Here is a 13,992-nt window from a genome sequence, read left to right as displayed (position 1 = left end):
GGTCTCCGTGGTTATTCTGGTTTGATCCATAAGGGGGGATGTTCAGGGGCCTTGCCCGTGCGGGCGGTGTCAGCGCATTGCGCCAGCGATCCGAAACGGACGGCGCGCTGTGACAGGCCAGGTGCGTAATGTGCATACTTGCCGGAATTGGTCATCAAGGTCTCGGCAGAGGGGGGGAACACTGGCTCGGAGATTGAGCACCAGCAGAGGTCCGGCACAATTTTGACGCCCGCACCTTCGAGCCGCGCCTTGACGCCGGATGCTGTGATCTCCGCAAGGCTCTGACGCCCGAGTGTGATGATCGTCGTGACATTCGGATGCACGCGTGTGCCGTCCATCAGATCGGCAAAAGCGCTGCACTCAGAGGTCGAGAAATGCGGGCTGCCCAAGGCGACGAGTTCGACCTTCGCCGCCCCTTGGTTGAAGCCCTGCCAGAGCTGCGCAAAATCTGCGGGGTCAATCGTCACATGATCTGCGTCGGAGGCAGGGGCCAGATCGGCCTCGGGCGTGATGCCCGCGATATGCAGCATCGGCGCGGCGGAGGTTGTCCCATAGGCCGCGCAGAGGGCTTTCAGGTCATTCTCCGTCGGGGGGGTGTGTTCCAAACCGCGAATGAGGGGGATGCGATCCGGTGCTTTCTGTCCGACGAGCCACCCGAGCATCGGCCAGAACGCATCGTCGATCCCCTCCGGCACAGTGACATCAATGATCCGCCGCGGCCTGCGGTTTGCGTCGAGGTAAACGCCGGTCTGGGCCGCACGTCCGGTGAGCGCAATACAAAGGTCCATGAAATCCGCGTGTTTGACGGTGCGGGCCCCCAAGACACTGTTGGCATAGATGACAGCATTGCTTTCGGCCCAAGCGATGTCTTCCCCCTGCGTGGGTTTATCCGCGAGCAGATATGGGGCGCAGGTGAAACTGGGTTTCGCGCCCATTTCGACATAGGCATCGGCCAGTTGGCTGGCGGGCAGGCCGAACTCTTCGGCGACGCCTTGGCTTCGCCAATTGGCATGATCGACGGAAATCGCGTTCATCGTCGTGGGCAGGCGCACGCGTCCGCCTTTGTCGGCCATGGCGCGTGCAAAGGTGAGGAAGGCGGGGCTTGCGTAGATACAGCCGTCGATATGCACCCGAGCGACATCGGTCAGTCGGGAGGCGCCCTGCGCCATGGCCATTGTGGTGATGATTTCCATCGCGACCTGCGCCGCTTCGCCATAGGCGCCCGAGAGGAAACGTTCATCCTCAGCCGTCAGCGCAAGCGCTGCGCTTTTTTTCGCCAGAGGCCACCGTATGTCGCCCGCGATCAGCGCATCCTCACGGATCGTCACCTCAGGCTCTTCGGACAGTCGGTCATACTCTGACGCAGAAAGTTGCAGGACAGCGATAGGGCGGTCGAACAATTTGGTGGCGACCAATGCGCCGAGGGTCAGGATGTCTTCGTTTTCACGAAAAATCAGCGCATGAGGGGCGTTCTGAGCAAAAGCGAGCCCAAGCAGAACCCCGCTGCCGGTGCAGGACCCGCGACTTGTCGGCATCATGACAATCTTACCGGTCAGAAATTGCCCGTGCTGCGGATGATGCGCGTCGATAATCTCACCGGTCGCGGGATCGACCCCACCCCAGACGCTCAAGCCTTCTTCGCAGAGAAGCAGAGGCCCCGAGACTTCGGCGGCGACGATAACATCTGGCATATCTACCCTCCTGTTGTCAGAGCGCATGTGGTTGGGGGTGGTTGCATTTCGCAACATTTTCTATTCCGCGACCCCGTCACGCATTGCGTGCCGTTGTATTTGGCGCAAATATATGCTTAAACAATCACACATGGTAAGAAAAGAAAAATTATGATGAAAACGGAAAAAAGCGGCGACCAAAATCCCGAGGCCAATTGGGAAGCGGAGCGTCATCATCTCCGCGCCGAACTTGGCGCGCGTATGAAATCAGTGCGCCAGTCCGCAGGGTTGACCTTGGATGCCGCGGCACAGCGCTCTGGCGTTGCCTTGTCCACCATTCACAAGATCGAAAATGGACGCGTTTCACCCAGTTATGAAAACCTGGTGCGGATCGCGCGCGCCTACGACATCGGGATGGAGCGTCTCTTCTCTGAAGATCATGAAGCGCATCAAACGACACGGTTGGCGATTACCAAAGCCGGGCAGGGACAAATCGTTCGCGCCAAGAATTTCGAATATGAAGTCTTGTGTAACGCCTTGGCGGATAAAAAGATCATTCCACTTGTGACGACGGTCGAGCGCCGCGAAAGCCTTCGCGAGGATGAGCTCGAATCACACTCCGGCGAGGAAACACTCTATGTGCTGTCCGGGCGCGTTGAGCTTGTGGTTGAGCATTATCAACCCGTGATCTTGGAGCAGGGCGATTGCGCCTATTTCGACAGCACCCTGAAACATGGACTTCGCGCGATCGACGACACGGAAACCAAAATCTTCTGGGCGTGCACCTATACCGACGTTGCCAACCAAAGCAGCTGACGCCGCGCAGTGGAACATACAGTGGAAAATTTCAGATATCCGCAGGAGGCTACATGACCGATACACAGATCATTTCTGTCGCAGCGCTTGAGGACAAGGTCCGTTCGATCTTTCAATCTCACGGCCTGACGGCGGCAAACGCACAGGCTGTGGCTCATGTGATTGTCGCCGGCGAACGGGATAATTGCAAATCACACGGGATCTACCGCATTGAAGGCTGCCTACGGGTTCTTGCCGCGGGCAAGGTGACCCCGGACGCCGTTCCCGAAGTCGTCGACAGCGGCAAAGCCGTGCTCGAAGTCGACGCGCATGGCGGGTTTTCCAATCCGGCCTTTTACGCTGCGAAAGATGCGTTGGTGGCCCGCGCCAAGGACACCGGGCTCGCGGCTCTGGTGATCCGGGACTGTCTGCATTTCTCGGCGCTTTGGCATGATGTCGAGGCGCTCGCCGAAGAGGGTCTTGCCGCGCTTTCCATGTGCCCGAGCTATTCTTTTGTGGCGCCCGCCGGAGGCAAAGAGCCCCTGCTCGGTACGAACCCGATGGCTTTTGGCTGGCCGCGCGCCGGGGCATATCCTTACGTCTTCGACTTTGCGACCTCTGTGGCCGCACGCGGCGAGATTGAACTGCATCGTCGCGCGGGCACGCCCATTCCCGAAGGCTGGGCCGTGGATCGCGACGGTCATCCGACCACCGATCCGGAGGCGGCGCTCGACGGGGCCATGCTGACCTTTGGGGGGCATAAAGGCTCGGCGATTTCGACCATGATCGAATTGCTGAGTGGCGCGTTGCTTGGCGAATTCATGAGCAAGGAAGCGTTGGACTTCATGGGCGGCGGAGATCTCTTGCCGCGTCATGGGGCCCTCATTCTGGCGCTTGATCCGACGACTTTCGCGGCGCGGTCCGGGCGCGACCCGATCGCGGAAGGCGAACGGTTGCTCAGCGCCATTCCGGCACAGGGCGCACGCCTGCCGTCGGAACGTCGTTTCAAAGCCCGCGAAGCGGCGATGCGCGATGGCATCCTTTTGAGCACCGCCGAGATGGAGCAACTCGATCGCTTCTTGCGCGAGGGTCTCTCCGCAACAGACTGAGAGAGACTGTCCGGAAAACACGAAGGCGCGGGATCAAGATCCCGCGCCTTTTTATGTTGTCGAGGTGCCCACTCAACTCTTGCATGTGACGCGTCGGTTTAGCGAACACTCGCCAGGAATTTTTGAGTTTCCTCGTGTTGAGGGTCCCCGAAAATCTGCTCCGGCGCCCCGATCTCGGCCATAATGCCTTGATGGAAAAAGGCGACGCGGTCGGATACGTCACGCGCGAAACTCATCTCGTGGGTGACGAGGATCATCGTCATGCCTTCTTCAGCAAGCATCTTGAGCGTCTCAAGCACCTCACCGACGAGCTGCGGGTCGAGCGCGGATGTGACCTCGTCGAACAGCATGTAATCCGGCGACATGGCCAGAGCGCGCGCAATCGCCATCCGCTGTTGCTGACCGCCGGACAGCCGTGTCGGGTGGGTCGATAACTTGTCCCCAAGCCCCACGTGTTTGAGTTGCTTCTCGGCGATGGCTTCGGCGTCGGCCTTGCTCATGCCAAGCACTTTGCGCGGGGCGAGGGTGACATTCTCCAACACGGTGAGATGCGGGAAGGCATTCCATTGCTGAAACACGATACCGATCTTTTGCCGCAGCTTGTTCAGGTCCGTAGATTTGGCATGAACTTCGGTGCCATCGACGATGATCTTGCCGGAGTCGATGGGTTCTAACCCGTTGATACAGGTCAGAAGCGTCGATTTGCCGGAGCCGGAGCCCCCGATGACCGTGACGACCTCGCCTTTGGCCACATTCAGGTCGATGCCTTTGAGAACCTCAAGCTGGCCAAAGGATTTGCGGACATTTTGGATCTCAATCATTGGACCACCTTTTTTCGAGATACCCGCCGAAACGGGCAAGCGGGAAGCTGATAATAAAGTAGAACGCCCCACAGATCAGCAGCAGGAACAGTGGCTCTTGCAGGCGCGTGATGAGGATTTGTGTGGATTTCAGAAGCTCGGTGACCTGCACGACATAGACGAGCGCCGAGTCCTTCATCACCCCGAGCGCCAAACCGATCCAGGACGGCAGTGCGACGCGGGTGGCGAGCGGCAGGACGATATGGCGCATATCCTGGCCCCAGGACATCCCGAGCGAGCGCGCGGCACGCCGGGTCGTCTTCGGGACAGCATCGATGCCACCCCGCACGATCTCTGCGCAATAGGCCGCCGTATAAAGCGACAGCACCATACAGGCGACGAAGAAGCCCGACAGTTGCAATTGCAACACCATGCCCATGAACGCATTGGCGAGCACAAGCTGGATCAACAGGGGCACGGACCGGAAAATGTCGAGAAAGAAGGTCAGCGGGGCGGCGAGAACGGCACCAAGCTGAACACGGATGATCCCGAACAGGATGCCGAGCACCGTGCCGATAACGACGGAAATCGCAGTGACGAGAATGGTAATCCCTGCGCCTTTGGCGAGGAAGATCACGTCCGTGAGTGAGAGAGTGGTATCAAACATTGTCACAATCTCCCTCAATACCGGAACAGGCGCGCGGCGGCGAGGCGGGCCCCCAGGGTGATGACCTTTGTGATGATGTAAAAGATCACACCGGCAATGGCGAACAGCTCGAAGGTTCGGAAGGTCAGCGCGTTGAGATCTTGGGTGACACCGTAAAGGTCGGTGTTCATCCCCACGGTGACACCGAGCGAGGTCATGAGAATGGCCCAGACCATCTGGTTCGTCATCGGCAGGAAGGCGATGCGCAGCATCTGCGGCAGGATGATGAACCGGAAAGATTGGCTCGACGTCATGCCAAGCGACCGGCCCGCACGTGTTTGCGTCTCGGGAATGGCTTTCAAAGCGCCGCGGAAGTTTTCGGCGAGATAGCCCGCGTTGTTGAAGGTGATGCCGATCAGAAGAGAGGTGAACGGCGAAAAATGAATGCCGAAACTCGCGATGCCGAAATGCGCCATGTAGATCTGGAACAGGGCAGGGGTGTTACGTGCGACTTCGACCCATGTGGTCGCAAATGCGGCGAGCGGGCGCGAACCGGACCGGCGCATCACGGTCAGAACAATGGCGAGGACGATGCCGATCAACATCGACAGCACCGCAACCTCCATTGTGACCATGGCGCCGTCCAGCATTTTCGGAAGCCGTGCGAGCACCTGCTTCCATTGGAAAGTGTAATCGAACATGTCCGCTATGTTTCCCTTTGCTGATTAGAAAGGCGGCGCGGGTGTTCCGCGCCGCCTGACATGTCGGGGTCAATTAACGGTACACGCCCTGAACGGTCAGGTCCGGCAGTTCGCCACCGATCCACTTTTCATAGAGCTCTTCATAGCGACCGGTGCGAACCTGTTGGTTCACGAAGAGGTTCAGGTAGTTGAGAAAGCCGTATTCATCGCGGCGGGTGAACAGAGCGACATAGTCGATGTCGAACGGCGCTTTGCCCACGACTTCGATGCCGTTGAAGTTGTCGGATTTTACAGTGGCCTGTGCCACGGTCGAGGTGGAGACTGTGGCGTCCAGTTGCCCTTGGCTGAGAGCCAGGAAGACGTCTGCCTGAGTCTGGTAGGGGCGGAACGTGCTGCCTTCGCCCCATGCGTTGACATATTCTTCGAGGGCAATCGCCTCATAGGTCCCGGCGACGGCCCCAACGGTGTGGCCTTTCATGGCTTCGAAAGAGTCGATGCCGCTTTCGGAGTTGGCGGTGACCGCCATATCAAAGGCAAAGTAGGGCACGGTAAAGCCGACGGTTTTGGCGCGCTCAAGCGTGTCGGACGTCGACGCGACACCCACGTCCACACGGCCGGACATCAGCGCCGGGATGCGTTCGGGGAAGGGGGTTTCAACGATCTCGGCTTCGACGCCCAGAGCGGCCGCGAGGTCGTTGCAGTAATCGACATCGAACCCGATCGGCTCGTTGTTGTTGTCGCGCATGCCCATCGGCGGGAAGTCAAGCACGACGGCACACCGCAATTTGCCAGACGCGATGATGTCGTCAAGCTTGTCTGCCTGAGCAGCGCCGGCAAGGCCGGTGGTGGCGAGTAAAACAGCGGTAAGGGCGAATTTCTTCATGAGTTGGACCTCTCTGTTGATCCTGTTTGAGACAGGTATATTTTCTATTTTTCGGTAAGAATTTTCGTATAAGAAAAATACTGGCGCGTAAAGAAAAAAATTGTTACGCCACACGCAAAGAGCGACAGCTCATCGGTTCCGTGTCTCAGGGAGGTTTTGGTTCTCATAGCCGCTCAACAAGGGGTCGAAGGCATTGTGTAACGAAAGGACAAGACATGACATTCACCCCGCATGGCAACCATCTCATCGCAGGCGCTTGGGTTGCCGGTGACGCGCGCTTTCAATCGGCTCCTGCGCAGGGGGCGTCGCACAGCTTTTCCAAAGGCACGTCGGCGCATGTGAATGCCGCGTGTGACGCCGCCGAAGAGGCGTTTTGGGACTATGGCTATTCGACCCGCGAGGCCCGCGCCGCATTTCTGAACGCCATCGCGGATGAGATCGAAGCCCGCGCCGAGGCGATCACCGAGATTGGCACGCAGGAAACCGGCCTGCCCGAGGCGCGTCTGAACGGCGAGCGCGGGCGCACCACCGGCCAGCTGCGCCTCTTTGCAAGCCACATCCTGAGCGCCGCGTATCTCGACCGCCGCCATGACGAAGCCCTCCCGGATCGTCAGCCGCTGCCGCGTCCTGACCTGCGGATGATGCAGCGCCCCATCGGTCCCGTCGCCGTTTTCGGCGCCTCGAACTTTCCGCTCGCCTTCTCGACCGCAGGCGGCGACACCGCCGCGGCACTGGCCGCCGGGTGCCCTGTCGTCGTCAAAGGCCATGACGCGCATCCCGGCACCGGCGAGATCATCGCCGAAGCCATCCATGCCGCGATCCAAACCTGCGGCATGCCCAAAGGCGTCTTCTCCCTCGTGCAGGGCGATGACCGCATCGTCGGGCAAACTTTGGTCCAGCACCCGCTGATCACCGCCGTGGGCTTTACCGGCTCGCTCGCAGGGGGGCGCGCGCTCTTTGATCTCTGCGCTCAGCGTGAGGTTCCGATCCCGTTTTTCGGCGAGCTGGGGTCCGTGAACCCGATGTTCATGCTGCCCGAGGCGATCTCGACCCGTGGCGCAGAGCTCGGCAAAGGCTGGGCGGGCTCGCTTGCCATGGGCGCGGGCCAGTTTTGCACCAACCCGGGCATCGCCGTGGTGATCGAAGGCCAGGAGGCCGACGCCTTTGTCGAGGCCGCGCGGGCCGCGTTGTCGGAGCAAGGCGCGCAGGTCATGCTGACGGACGGCATCGCCAAGGCCTATACCTCCGGTGCGGCGATGATCGGCGCGCAGGCGGGGGTTCAGGATTTGTTGACCAACATGTGCGACCAGCGCGAGGCCAAGCCGTTCCTCTTTAAAGTGGCCGCCTCCGACTGGCTTGGCAATTCCGCGCTGTCCGAAGAGGTCTTTGGCCCTCTGGGGCTCGTGGTCGTCGCGAAGGACGTGGACGAGATGGACCGCGTCGCCCGCAGCTTTAGCGGCCAGCTCACCGCGACTTTGCACCTCGATGAGGGCGACGCGGCGCTCGCACGACGTCTCTTGCCGGTGCTGGAACGCAAGGCGGGCCGGGTGCTCGCCAACGGCTTCCCGACAGGCGTCGAAGTCTGCGACAGCATGGTGCACGGCGGGCCTTATCCGGCCTCAACCAACTTCGGCGCCACCTCCGTCGGCACCCTGTCCATCCGCCGCTTCCTGCGCCCCGTCTGCTACCAGAACATTCCGACGGATGTTTTGCCGCGTGATCTGGCCTAAATCACGGCTTGCAAGATGCGCGCCAAAAGCGCGCATCTTTCGTCTTGGGAAACGCCGCGCCGATGCGGTGCTTGCCCATCAGGGGCCGATGCGGTGCTTGCCCATCAGGGAATGGCCGCATAAGCTGGCAATCGGCGCGCATATTTGGACTGAGGAGCGACACTGCTCTCTTTGTCCTCCAGCAAGCAGAAGTCGTAGAAGCGAGCAGACCCACATGGCGAACGCAGGCCGCGGAATCAAATCAATCGAGGTCAGCGGGCGTGTTCTGAGCGCTCTCATGGAAGCCTGGGAACCGATGATGCTCCGGGACATTGCGGAACAGGCAGACCTGAAACCCGCACTCTGCCACGCCTATCTGACCAGCATGAAAGATGTGGGCCTCGTGCATCAGGACCCGGCAACGGGCCTGTATCACACCGGTCATTTCGCGATTCACCTGGGGGTGAGATGGTTGGCCGAGAACCCGCGCATTCAGGCGGCAATCGAGGCGCTTCACCCTATGGCCTCCGAATTGGGGGTGATGGCGTTTTTGTCGCTGATTGGCCCTCTCGGCCCAGCTGCCGTGCATATCATTCCCGGCCCACGGACGACCGGTTTGAACCTGCGTTTGGGGGATCTGATTGCGCTCACCTCGACGACCACAGGCCGCGTTTTTGCCGCCTTCAGCACGGATCCCATGGTGCAAGGGCGTGCAGATGACGAGCGGAGTTTGCTACGCAAAGGGGATTGGCTCGGCGCGAGCCGTGATGAGGTGGATCTTGACGCGCTGCTGGATAATATTCGCGAAACAGGCCTTTCGGCGACGGCCAGGGCGCCGCTCCCGAGCCTGAACACCATCGCCGCCCCCGTGCATGACCCGAATGGGGAATTGGAATTTGCAATCACGCTGATCGGTGGCCACGACACCCTGTCGATTGACCGGGACAGTGAGGCGGCTAGGCGACTCTGCGCCCTGAGCGCGCGTCTCAGGACAATTCCCGATGTGACCACCCCTGAAAAGAAAGAGCTGCGCCCTCTGCCTGTCGCTGAGGAACCGATCGAACGCGACTCCGGGCGTGGTGTGCGCTCCATCTATCTTGGGACGCGGTTGCTGCATGGGATTGCGGAACACAGCGGGCCGATGATGCTGCGCGATGTGGCCGCCTCTGCGGGGGTCGAGACCGGGCAGGCCCACGCCTATATCGCGAGCTATCGCAATATCGGTCTCGTCGAGCAAATCGAGGCCAACGGGCGCTATCGTCTCGGGCGTGTCGCACTTTACCTCGGCATGTCTTCCATGCGGATGACCGATCCGATGCGCCTTGCATCTGATGCCGCGCATGCGCTGTCCAAGGCCACGCGCCTGAATGTGGCTGTCGCGATCTGGGGGTCTTTTGGCCCGAATGTGGTTCAGGTCCATGAAAGTGGCAGCCAGATCAGCATGGATACGCGACCGGGCACGGTGTATTCCATGGGGGGGACGGCGACGGGTCTTGTCTATTCCGCCTATCTGTCACCTGAGGCCGTCCGAGACGCGCTTGAGCGCGAAACATTCGACCCTTCGGACAGCTATCGTGTGGGCGCGAGGCTTGTGCCGGACGACGAGAAACTTGATGCCATTCGCGCCCAAGGCTATGCGACGGTCAATCCGGGCACCGTGCCGGGCGTCTGCGCCTTTTCTGCGCCAGTCTTTGATCATACGGGACAAATCGCGCTCGCTCTCACCATTATCGGGCACGATTCCTACATTCTCCCAAAAAGCGAGGATGTCTTTGTGCCGATGCTGCTGAAGACAACGCGCACGCTGTCCGCCGACTTGGGATATACGAGCACGCGTTGCCTGCTTGAAGAGGATCGGGCGGGCAACGCGGCTCAATAGCGACCGCCCTTACCAGCGGCGCGCATGCCCGTCGAAGGCCTCAAGGTCATCCAGCGTCTCGTGACGAAGCTCATAGGCCAGATTGTAGAGACCATAGGTGGCCTTGTCGGTGTCCACGCCTTTGGCCTTCAGCAGGTCGAGAATCTGGACCAGACGGCGGGCAAGGCGCGCGCGGTTGAAGCCTTCGACCACCAGCACGGCGACGGTAGGATCGGCCGCGCTCAGTGGCGGGCGGTTCGGTTCAATCTCAGGGAGCGTTTCGCCGAGCCGCGCCGCGATCACTTCGGGAATCTTGATCAGGTCGGCCAAGAGCTCTTGCACCACGGCGTTGGATTTCAGGTCCTCCCCCATCGGCATGATCACCGAAAGCGCGACACCGCCTGTGCCGCCGCCGATCTGACCCAGAAGCTGACAGTTGTTGCGCCAGGAATCGCGGTACTGATCGAGGATCGAGTTGAACCAGTCCGAGGTCCCGCCCGGATGTTCAGGCCAAGGCTTGGCGGCGAGTGTCGCAAAGGCGTCGATGTCGGAGGTCGGGTAGAACATGAAATAGCGCGGCAGGGTGCCGTCGCCCTCGTTGTAGCGGCGACCATATTCGATCCCGCCCCGCCCAATCGCGTTGGCGACATAATCCGGCACATGTTCGCGGGTGTGCACGAGGTTGTATTCTTCATCCACGGCGGCGGGCACATTGTGCCAAAGCGCGACGAATCCAGGTTTCGTTGTCATCGTATTTTCCTTTCGGTCTGTTGCGGTCAGATGAGGGAGGCGCCGCCGTCGAGCATGACGACCGTGCCTGTCGCATAGGGGGAGGCGGCCAAGAGCAGAAGTTGAGCGGCCACGTCTTCGGGGCGCCCGATCACGCCTGCGGGATAGCTTTCGGCGGTCTTGGCAAAGAGCGCCTGACGATCTGCTTCAGAAAGGCCGTTCCACATTTCGGTTTGGACCATCGCGGGCGAGAGCGCGTTCACACGCACCGGGGCAAGTTCCAGCGCGAGCCCGCGCGTCAAGCCTTCGAGCGCGGCATTGATCGCCACCATCAAAGACCGCCCTGCCACGGGGCGGTTTGCCAGATAGCCAGACACAACGCTGAGCGAGCCGCCCTCGCGGATCGCGGCATGTCGTGCCACGCGGTAAAAGCCCCAGAACTTGCTCTCAAAAGAGGCAAACGCATCCTCAAGCGGAAGGTCTCGGACCGGCGCGATCTTGACCTGTGACGCGGTGACGATGACATGATCGAAAGGGGCTGATTGATCGAATAATGCCGCGACAGAGGCATCGTCTCGAAGATCGACCTCACGTGTCGCAAGTGGGCCGCCAATCCGGTCGGCGGCCTCTGCCAGTCGGCGCGCATCGCGTGCGGCCAAAGTGACCTTCGCGCCAGCTTCATGTGCCATCTGTGCCGTGGCAAATCCGATCCCAGAGCTGCCTCCAATCACTAAGACACTCTTATCATTCAGGTTTTTTAGCATTTTTCCTCCGCTTTTGGTGCTTTCTGTCACGCTGCCTCACCATATTTCAAGAAATAGACGAAACTATTCGTTGATTTCTAGCAAGACATCATGGATATACGCAATAGGACAATGAATTCGCTCACTGCGAACTCAGGATAGGGCGGTCGAGGACTGTCGCGACCGCGCAGAATAGGAGGAGAGACGATGATTAGCCGATTTGGTCTGGTGCGCCGCAAGGACGGCATGGATGATGAGACCTTCCTGAACTACTGGCGCAAAATTCACGGGCCCATGGCGGCCAAGCTGCCGGATCTGAGGAATTACTACCAAAACTGGATCACCAATGCCGATCAGGTCGGTGTGGATCACCCGCGCGGCCAATGGGATCTCGACGGGTTTTCGGAACTACAATTCGACACGGTCCAAGCCATGCTCGATGCGCTCGAGTCGCCGGAATTTCCGCCCACGGTGGAAGACGTCGACAAGTTTCTCGGTCAGGTGCGCCTGATCGTCTGTGACAAGAACGTCGTCGTGCCGCGTCCGACCGTGGACGATGGCCCGGTGAAAAAGCGCATCTCGCTTCTCAAACGCCGGCCCGATGTGACGCCAGAGCAGTTCAAGGAAGAATGGCTCGGCAAGCACGCAGAGCTCGTGTCGAAATGGCCGGGTGTGCTTGGGTACAACCAGAACCTCGTGATCGACCGCTACGCGACGATGGCCGAGACCACCGACTATGACGCCGTTCCGGTCGATGGTCTGGTCGAGTTCTGGTTCCGCACTGAAGAAGAGGTCGAAGGGCTGTTCCAGACCGATCAGGTCAAAGAGACGCAGGCCCACGCCTATGAGTTCATCAGCGAGATCACGACCTTCTTCGTCGAAGAAACCAAGATCTTCTGATCCCGATCAGCGGGCCTGCCGCGCTATGGGCAGGCCCTTTGCCGCCATGCGCGGCCCCCAAAAATGGAGAAACCCGATGCATCCCCTTCTCGAAGGTAAACTCTGCCTCATCACCGGCGCAGCACAAGGCAATGGACGCGCCATGGCCGTCGGACTGGCCAAATGGGGCGCCGACATTGTTGTGACCGATGTCGATCTCGCCGGGGCGCAAGAGACCGCGGCGCTTGTCGAGGCGGAAGGCCGCAAAGCCCATGCCTATGAGTGGAACGTGGCCGATCTCGACGCGGGGCGCCGTCTGGCCGAAACGGTCAATTCCGAGGTTGGTGACATCGCCATTCTCATCAACAACGCAGGCATCATCTATCGTGGTGACAGTGATGGTCCTGAGGCCGTCGCGGCATGGAAGCGCATCATCGACGTCAATCTGAGCGGCACCTATTACGCGACGGTCTGTTTCATGGACCAGTTGGAGCGTACCAAGGGTTCGGTCATCAATGTCGGCTCGCTTCAGTCCTTCGTGGGCCTCGCCACCAAGGGTGCGGCCTATGCCTCGTCCAAAGGCGGCGTGCTTCTCCTGACCAAAGAGATGGCCGTGGAGTTTGCGCCGCGTGGCGTGCGGGTCAACGGCATTGCGCCGGGCACCATGCGCACGCCGATGAACACGTGGATCGACACAGACACCACCAAACTCTCCACCGTGCTACAACGCATTCCGATGGGACGTGTGGGCGAGCCCGAAGAGCTTGTGGGCGCCGCCGTCTTTCTCGCCAGCGAGGCGCTGGGGAGCTATGTGAACGGTGTCATGCTGCCCGTCGATGGCGGGTTCCTCGCGGTCTGAGGGAACACGATGACCGTGAAACGCATGACGCTTTTGGAACGGCGAGGGGATCTGTCCTTCGCCGATTTCGACAGCCACTGGGCCGGGCCGCATGGGCGTCTGGCCAAGGGATTCCCCGGTCTTGCCCGCTATCATCAGAACCCGGTTCAATCCTGCGTCGGCCCCGACCGCCACGGCATCGCAGGCATCGTCGAATTGTGGTTCGAGGATGTCGCCGCGATGACCGAGGCGCTGGCCTCCCCCGTCGCAGACGCATTGATCGAGGACGAGCCGAATTTTCTCTCGGGGATCACCATTCTGGCCGTTGAGGAGGAGGTGGTGACCCCCACGCCGATGCCTCCGAATCTCATGATCGTGATCGATGAGGGCACAATGTCACCCGATGGCCTCGCTTCATGGGGTCGGGACATTGCCGCCATGTCCGGTGTCGAGGGGCTGACCCTGAACCATGTCACGGCCGTCTCGAAACGGCAGGGGCTCGGCGCGCTCGCCACCCGGCCCCTTGCCGTCGTCTCGCTCGTGGCCGCCCCCGCAACATGTGAGGCGCTCGCGCAGCGGCTCACCGGAACGCTTTATGTCACGGCGCAACGCCGTATCGTTTGAGGACAGAC

General features: G+C 60.4%; 14 protein-coding genes. 7 read left to right on the top strand and 7 right to left on the bottom strand.

Translation table 11 applies throughout. The features are described from left to right. Positions 1–11 precede the first annotated feature (11 nt). On the bottom strand, positions 12–1,691 hold the full coding sequence (gene lhpI / locus LC094_RS16220) for a cis-3-hydroxy-L-proline dehydratase (protein ID WP_226553839.1): 1,680 nt from the start codon (positions 1,689–1,691) through the stop codon (positions 12–14). A gap of 150 nt (positions 1,692–1,841) precedes the next feature. On the opposite strand from lhpI, the gene LC094_RS16215 reads away from it, so the two are divergent. After that, positions 1,842–2,486, top strand: a complete 645-nt coding sequence (locus LC094_RS16215) for a helix-turn-helix domain-containing protein (RefSeq protein WP_226553838.1) — start codon at positions 1,842–1,844, stop codon at positions 2,484–2,486. A 53-nt stretch (positions 2,487–2,539) separates the two neighbouring features. After that, positions 2,540–3,574, top strand: coding sequence for an Ldh family oxidoreductase (locus LC094_RS16210; RefSeq protein WP_226553837.1), 1,035 nt, complete (start codon positions 2,540–2,542; stop codon positions 3,572–3,574). A gap of 98 nt (positions 3,575–3,672) precedes the next feature. Here the strand turns inward: LC094_RS16210 and LC094_RS16205 are convergent, their stop codons facing one another. From LC094_RS16205 to LC094_RS16190, 4 genes are all read right to left on the bottom strand, one after another. Beyond that, a complete protein-coding gene (locus LC094_RS16205; protein WP_226553836.1) occupies positions 3,673–4,395 on the bottom strand; it encodes an amino acid ABC transporter ATP-binding protein in 723 nt (240 codons plus the stop codon). Then, positions 4,388–5,041, bottom strand: coding sequence for an amino acid ABC transporter permease (locus tag LC094_RS16200; protein WP_226553835.1), 654 nt, complete (start codon positions 5,039–5,041; stop codon positions 4,388–4,390). The genes LC094_RS16205 and LC094_RS16200 overlap by 8 nt, the downstream gene beginning before the upstream one ends. A gap of 14 nt (positions 5,042–5,055) precedes the next feature. Beyond that, positions 5,056–5,721, bottom strand: a complete 666-nt coding sequence (locus LC094_RS16195; RefSeq protein ID WP_226553834.1) for an amino acid ABC transporter permease — start codon at positions 5,719–5,721, stop codon at positions 5,056–5,058. Between the two features lie 73 nt (positions 5,722–5,794). Further along, positions 5,795–6,604 carry an ABC transporter substrate-binding protein gene (locus LC094_RS16190; RefSeq protein ID WP_226553833.1) on the bottom strand — a complete coding sequence of 270 codons (810 nt, stop codon included), beginning with the start codon at positions 6,602–6,604 and terminating at the stop codon, positions 5,795–5,797. A 215-nt stretch (positions 6,605–6,819) separates the two neighbouring features. Here LC094_RS16190 and LC094_RS16185 point away from each other — a divergent pair, with 215 nt between their 5' ends. Continuing rightward, on the top strand, positions 6,820–8,334 hold the full coding sequence (locus LC094_RS16185) for an aldehyde dehydrogenase (NADP(+)) (protein ID WP_226553832.1): 1,515 nt from the start codon (positions 6,820–6,822) through the stop codon (positions 8,332–8,334). A gap of 214 nt (positions 8,335–8,548) precedes the next feature. After that, positions 8,549–10,192: an IclR family transcriptional regulator gene (locus LC094_RS16180; RefSeq protein ID WP_226553831.1), complete on the top strand. Its 1,644-nt coding sequence runs from the start codon at positions 8,549–8,551 to the stop codon at positions 10,190–10,192. 9 nt (positions 10,193–10,201) lie between these two features. Here LC094_RS16180 and LC094_RS16175 read toward each other — a convergent pair whose 3' ends face one another. Together LC094_RS16175 and LC094_RS16170 are read right to left on the bottom strand one after the other, a co-directional pair. Beyond that, positions 10,202–10,921, bottom strand: a complete 720-nt coding sequence (locus LC094_RS16175; RefSeq protein ID WP_226553830.1) for a hypothetical protein — start codon at positions 10,919–10,921, stop codon at positions 10,202–10,204. 26 nt (positions 10,922–10,947) lie between these two features. Next, positions 10,948–11,664: an SDR family oxidoreductase gene (locus LC094_RS16170; RefSeq protein ID WP_226553829.1), complete on the bottom strand. Its 717-nt coding sequence runs from the start codon at positions 11,662–11,664 to the stop codon at positions 10,948–10,950. Between the two features lie 186 nt (positions 11,665–11,850). Here LC094_RS16170 and LC094_RS16165 point away from each other — a divergent pair, with 186 nt between their 5' ends. The 3 genes from LC094_RS16165 to LC094_RS16155 all read left to right on the top strand — a co-directional run bounded on the left by LC094_RS16165 (position 11,851) and on the right by LC094_RS16155 (position 13,984). After that, entirely contained in the window at positions 11,851–12,543 is a 693-nt protein-coding gene (locus LC094_RS16165; RefSeq protein ID WP_226553828.1) for an EthD domain-containing protein, read from the top strand. A gap of 76 nt (positions 12,544–12,619) precedes the next feature. After that, on the top strand, positions 12,620–13,381 hold the full coding sequence (locus LC094_RS16160) for an SDR family NAD(P)-dependent oxidoreductase (RefSeq protein ID WP_226553827.1): 762 nt from the start codon (positions 12,620–12,622) through the stop codon (positions 13,379–13,381). 9 nt (positions 13,382–13,390) lie between these two features. Beyond that, positions 13,391–13,984, top strand: a complete 594-nt coding sequence (locus LC094_RS16155; RefSeq protein ID WP_226553826.1) for an EthD family reductase — start codon at positions 13,391–13,393, stop codon at positions 13,982–13,984. Positions 13,985–13,992 lie beyond the last annotated feature (8 nt).

This window comes from Celeribacter naphthalenivorans, assembly GCF_020524585.1.
Classification (GTDB): Bacteria; Pseudomonadota; Alphaproteobacteria; order Rhodobacterales; family Rhodobacteraceae; genus Celeribacter; species Celeribacter naphthalenivorans.
This window is presented reverse-complemented; position numbering and strand designations above follow the sequence as displayed.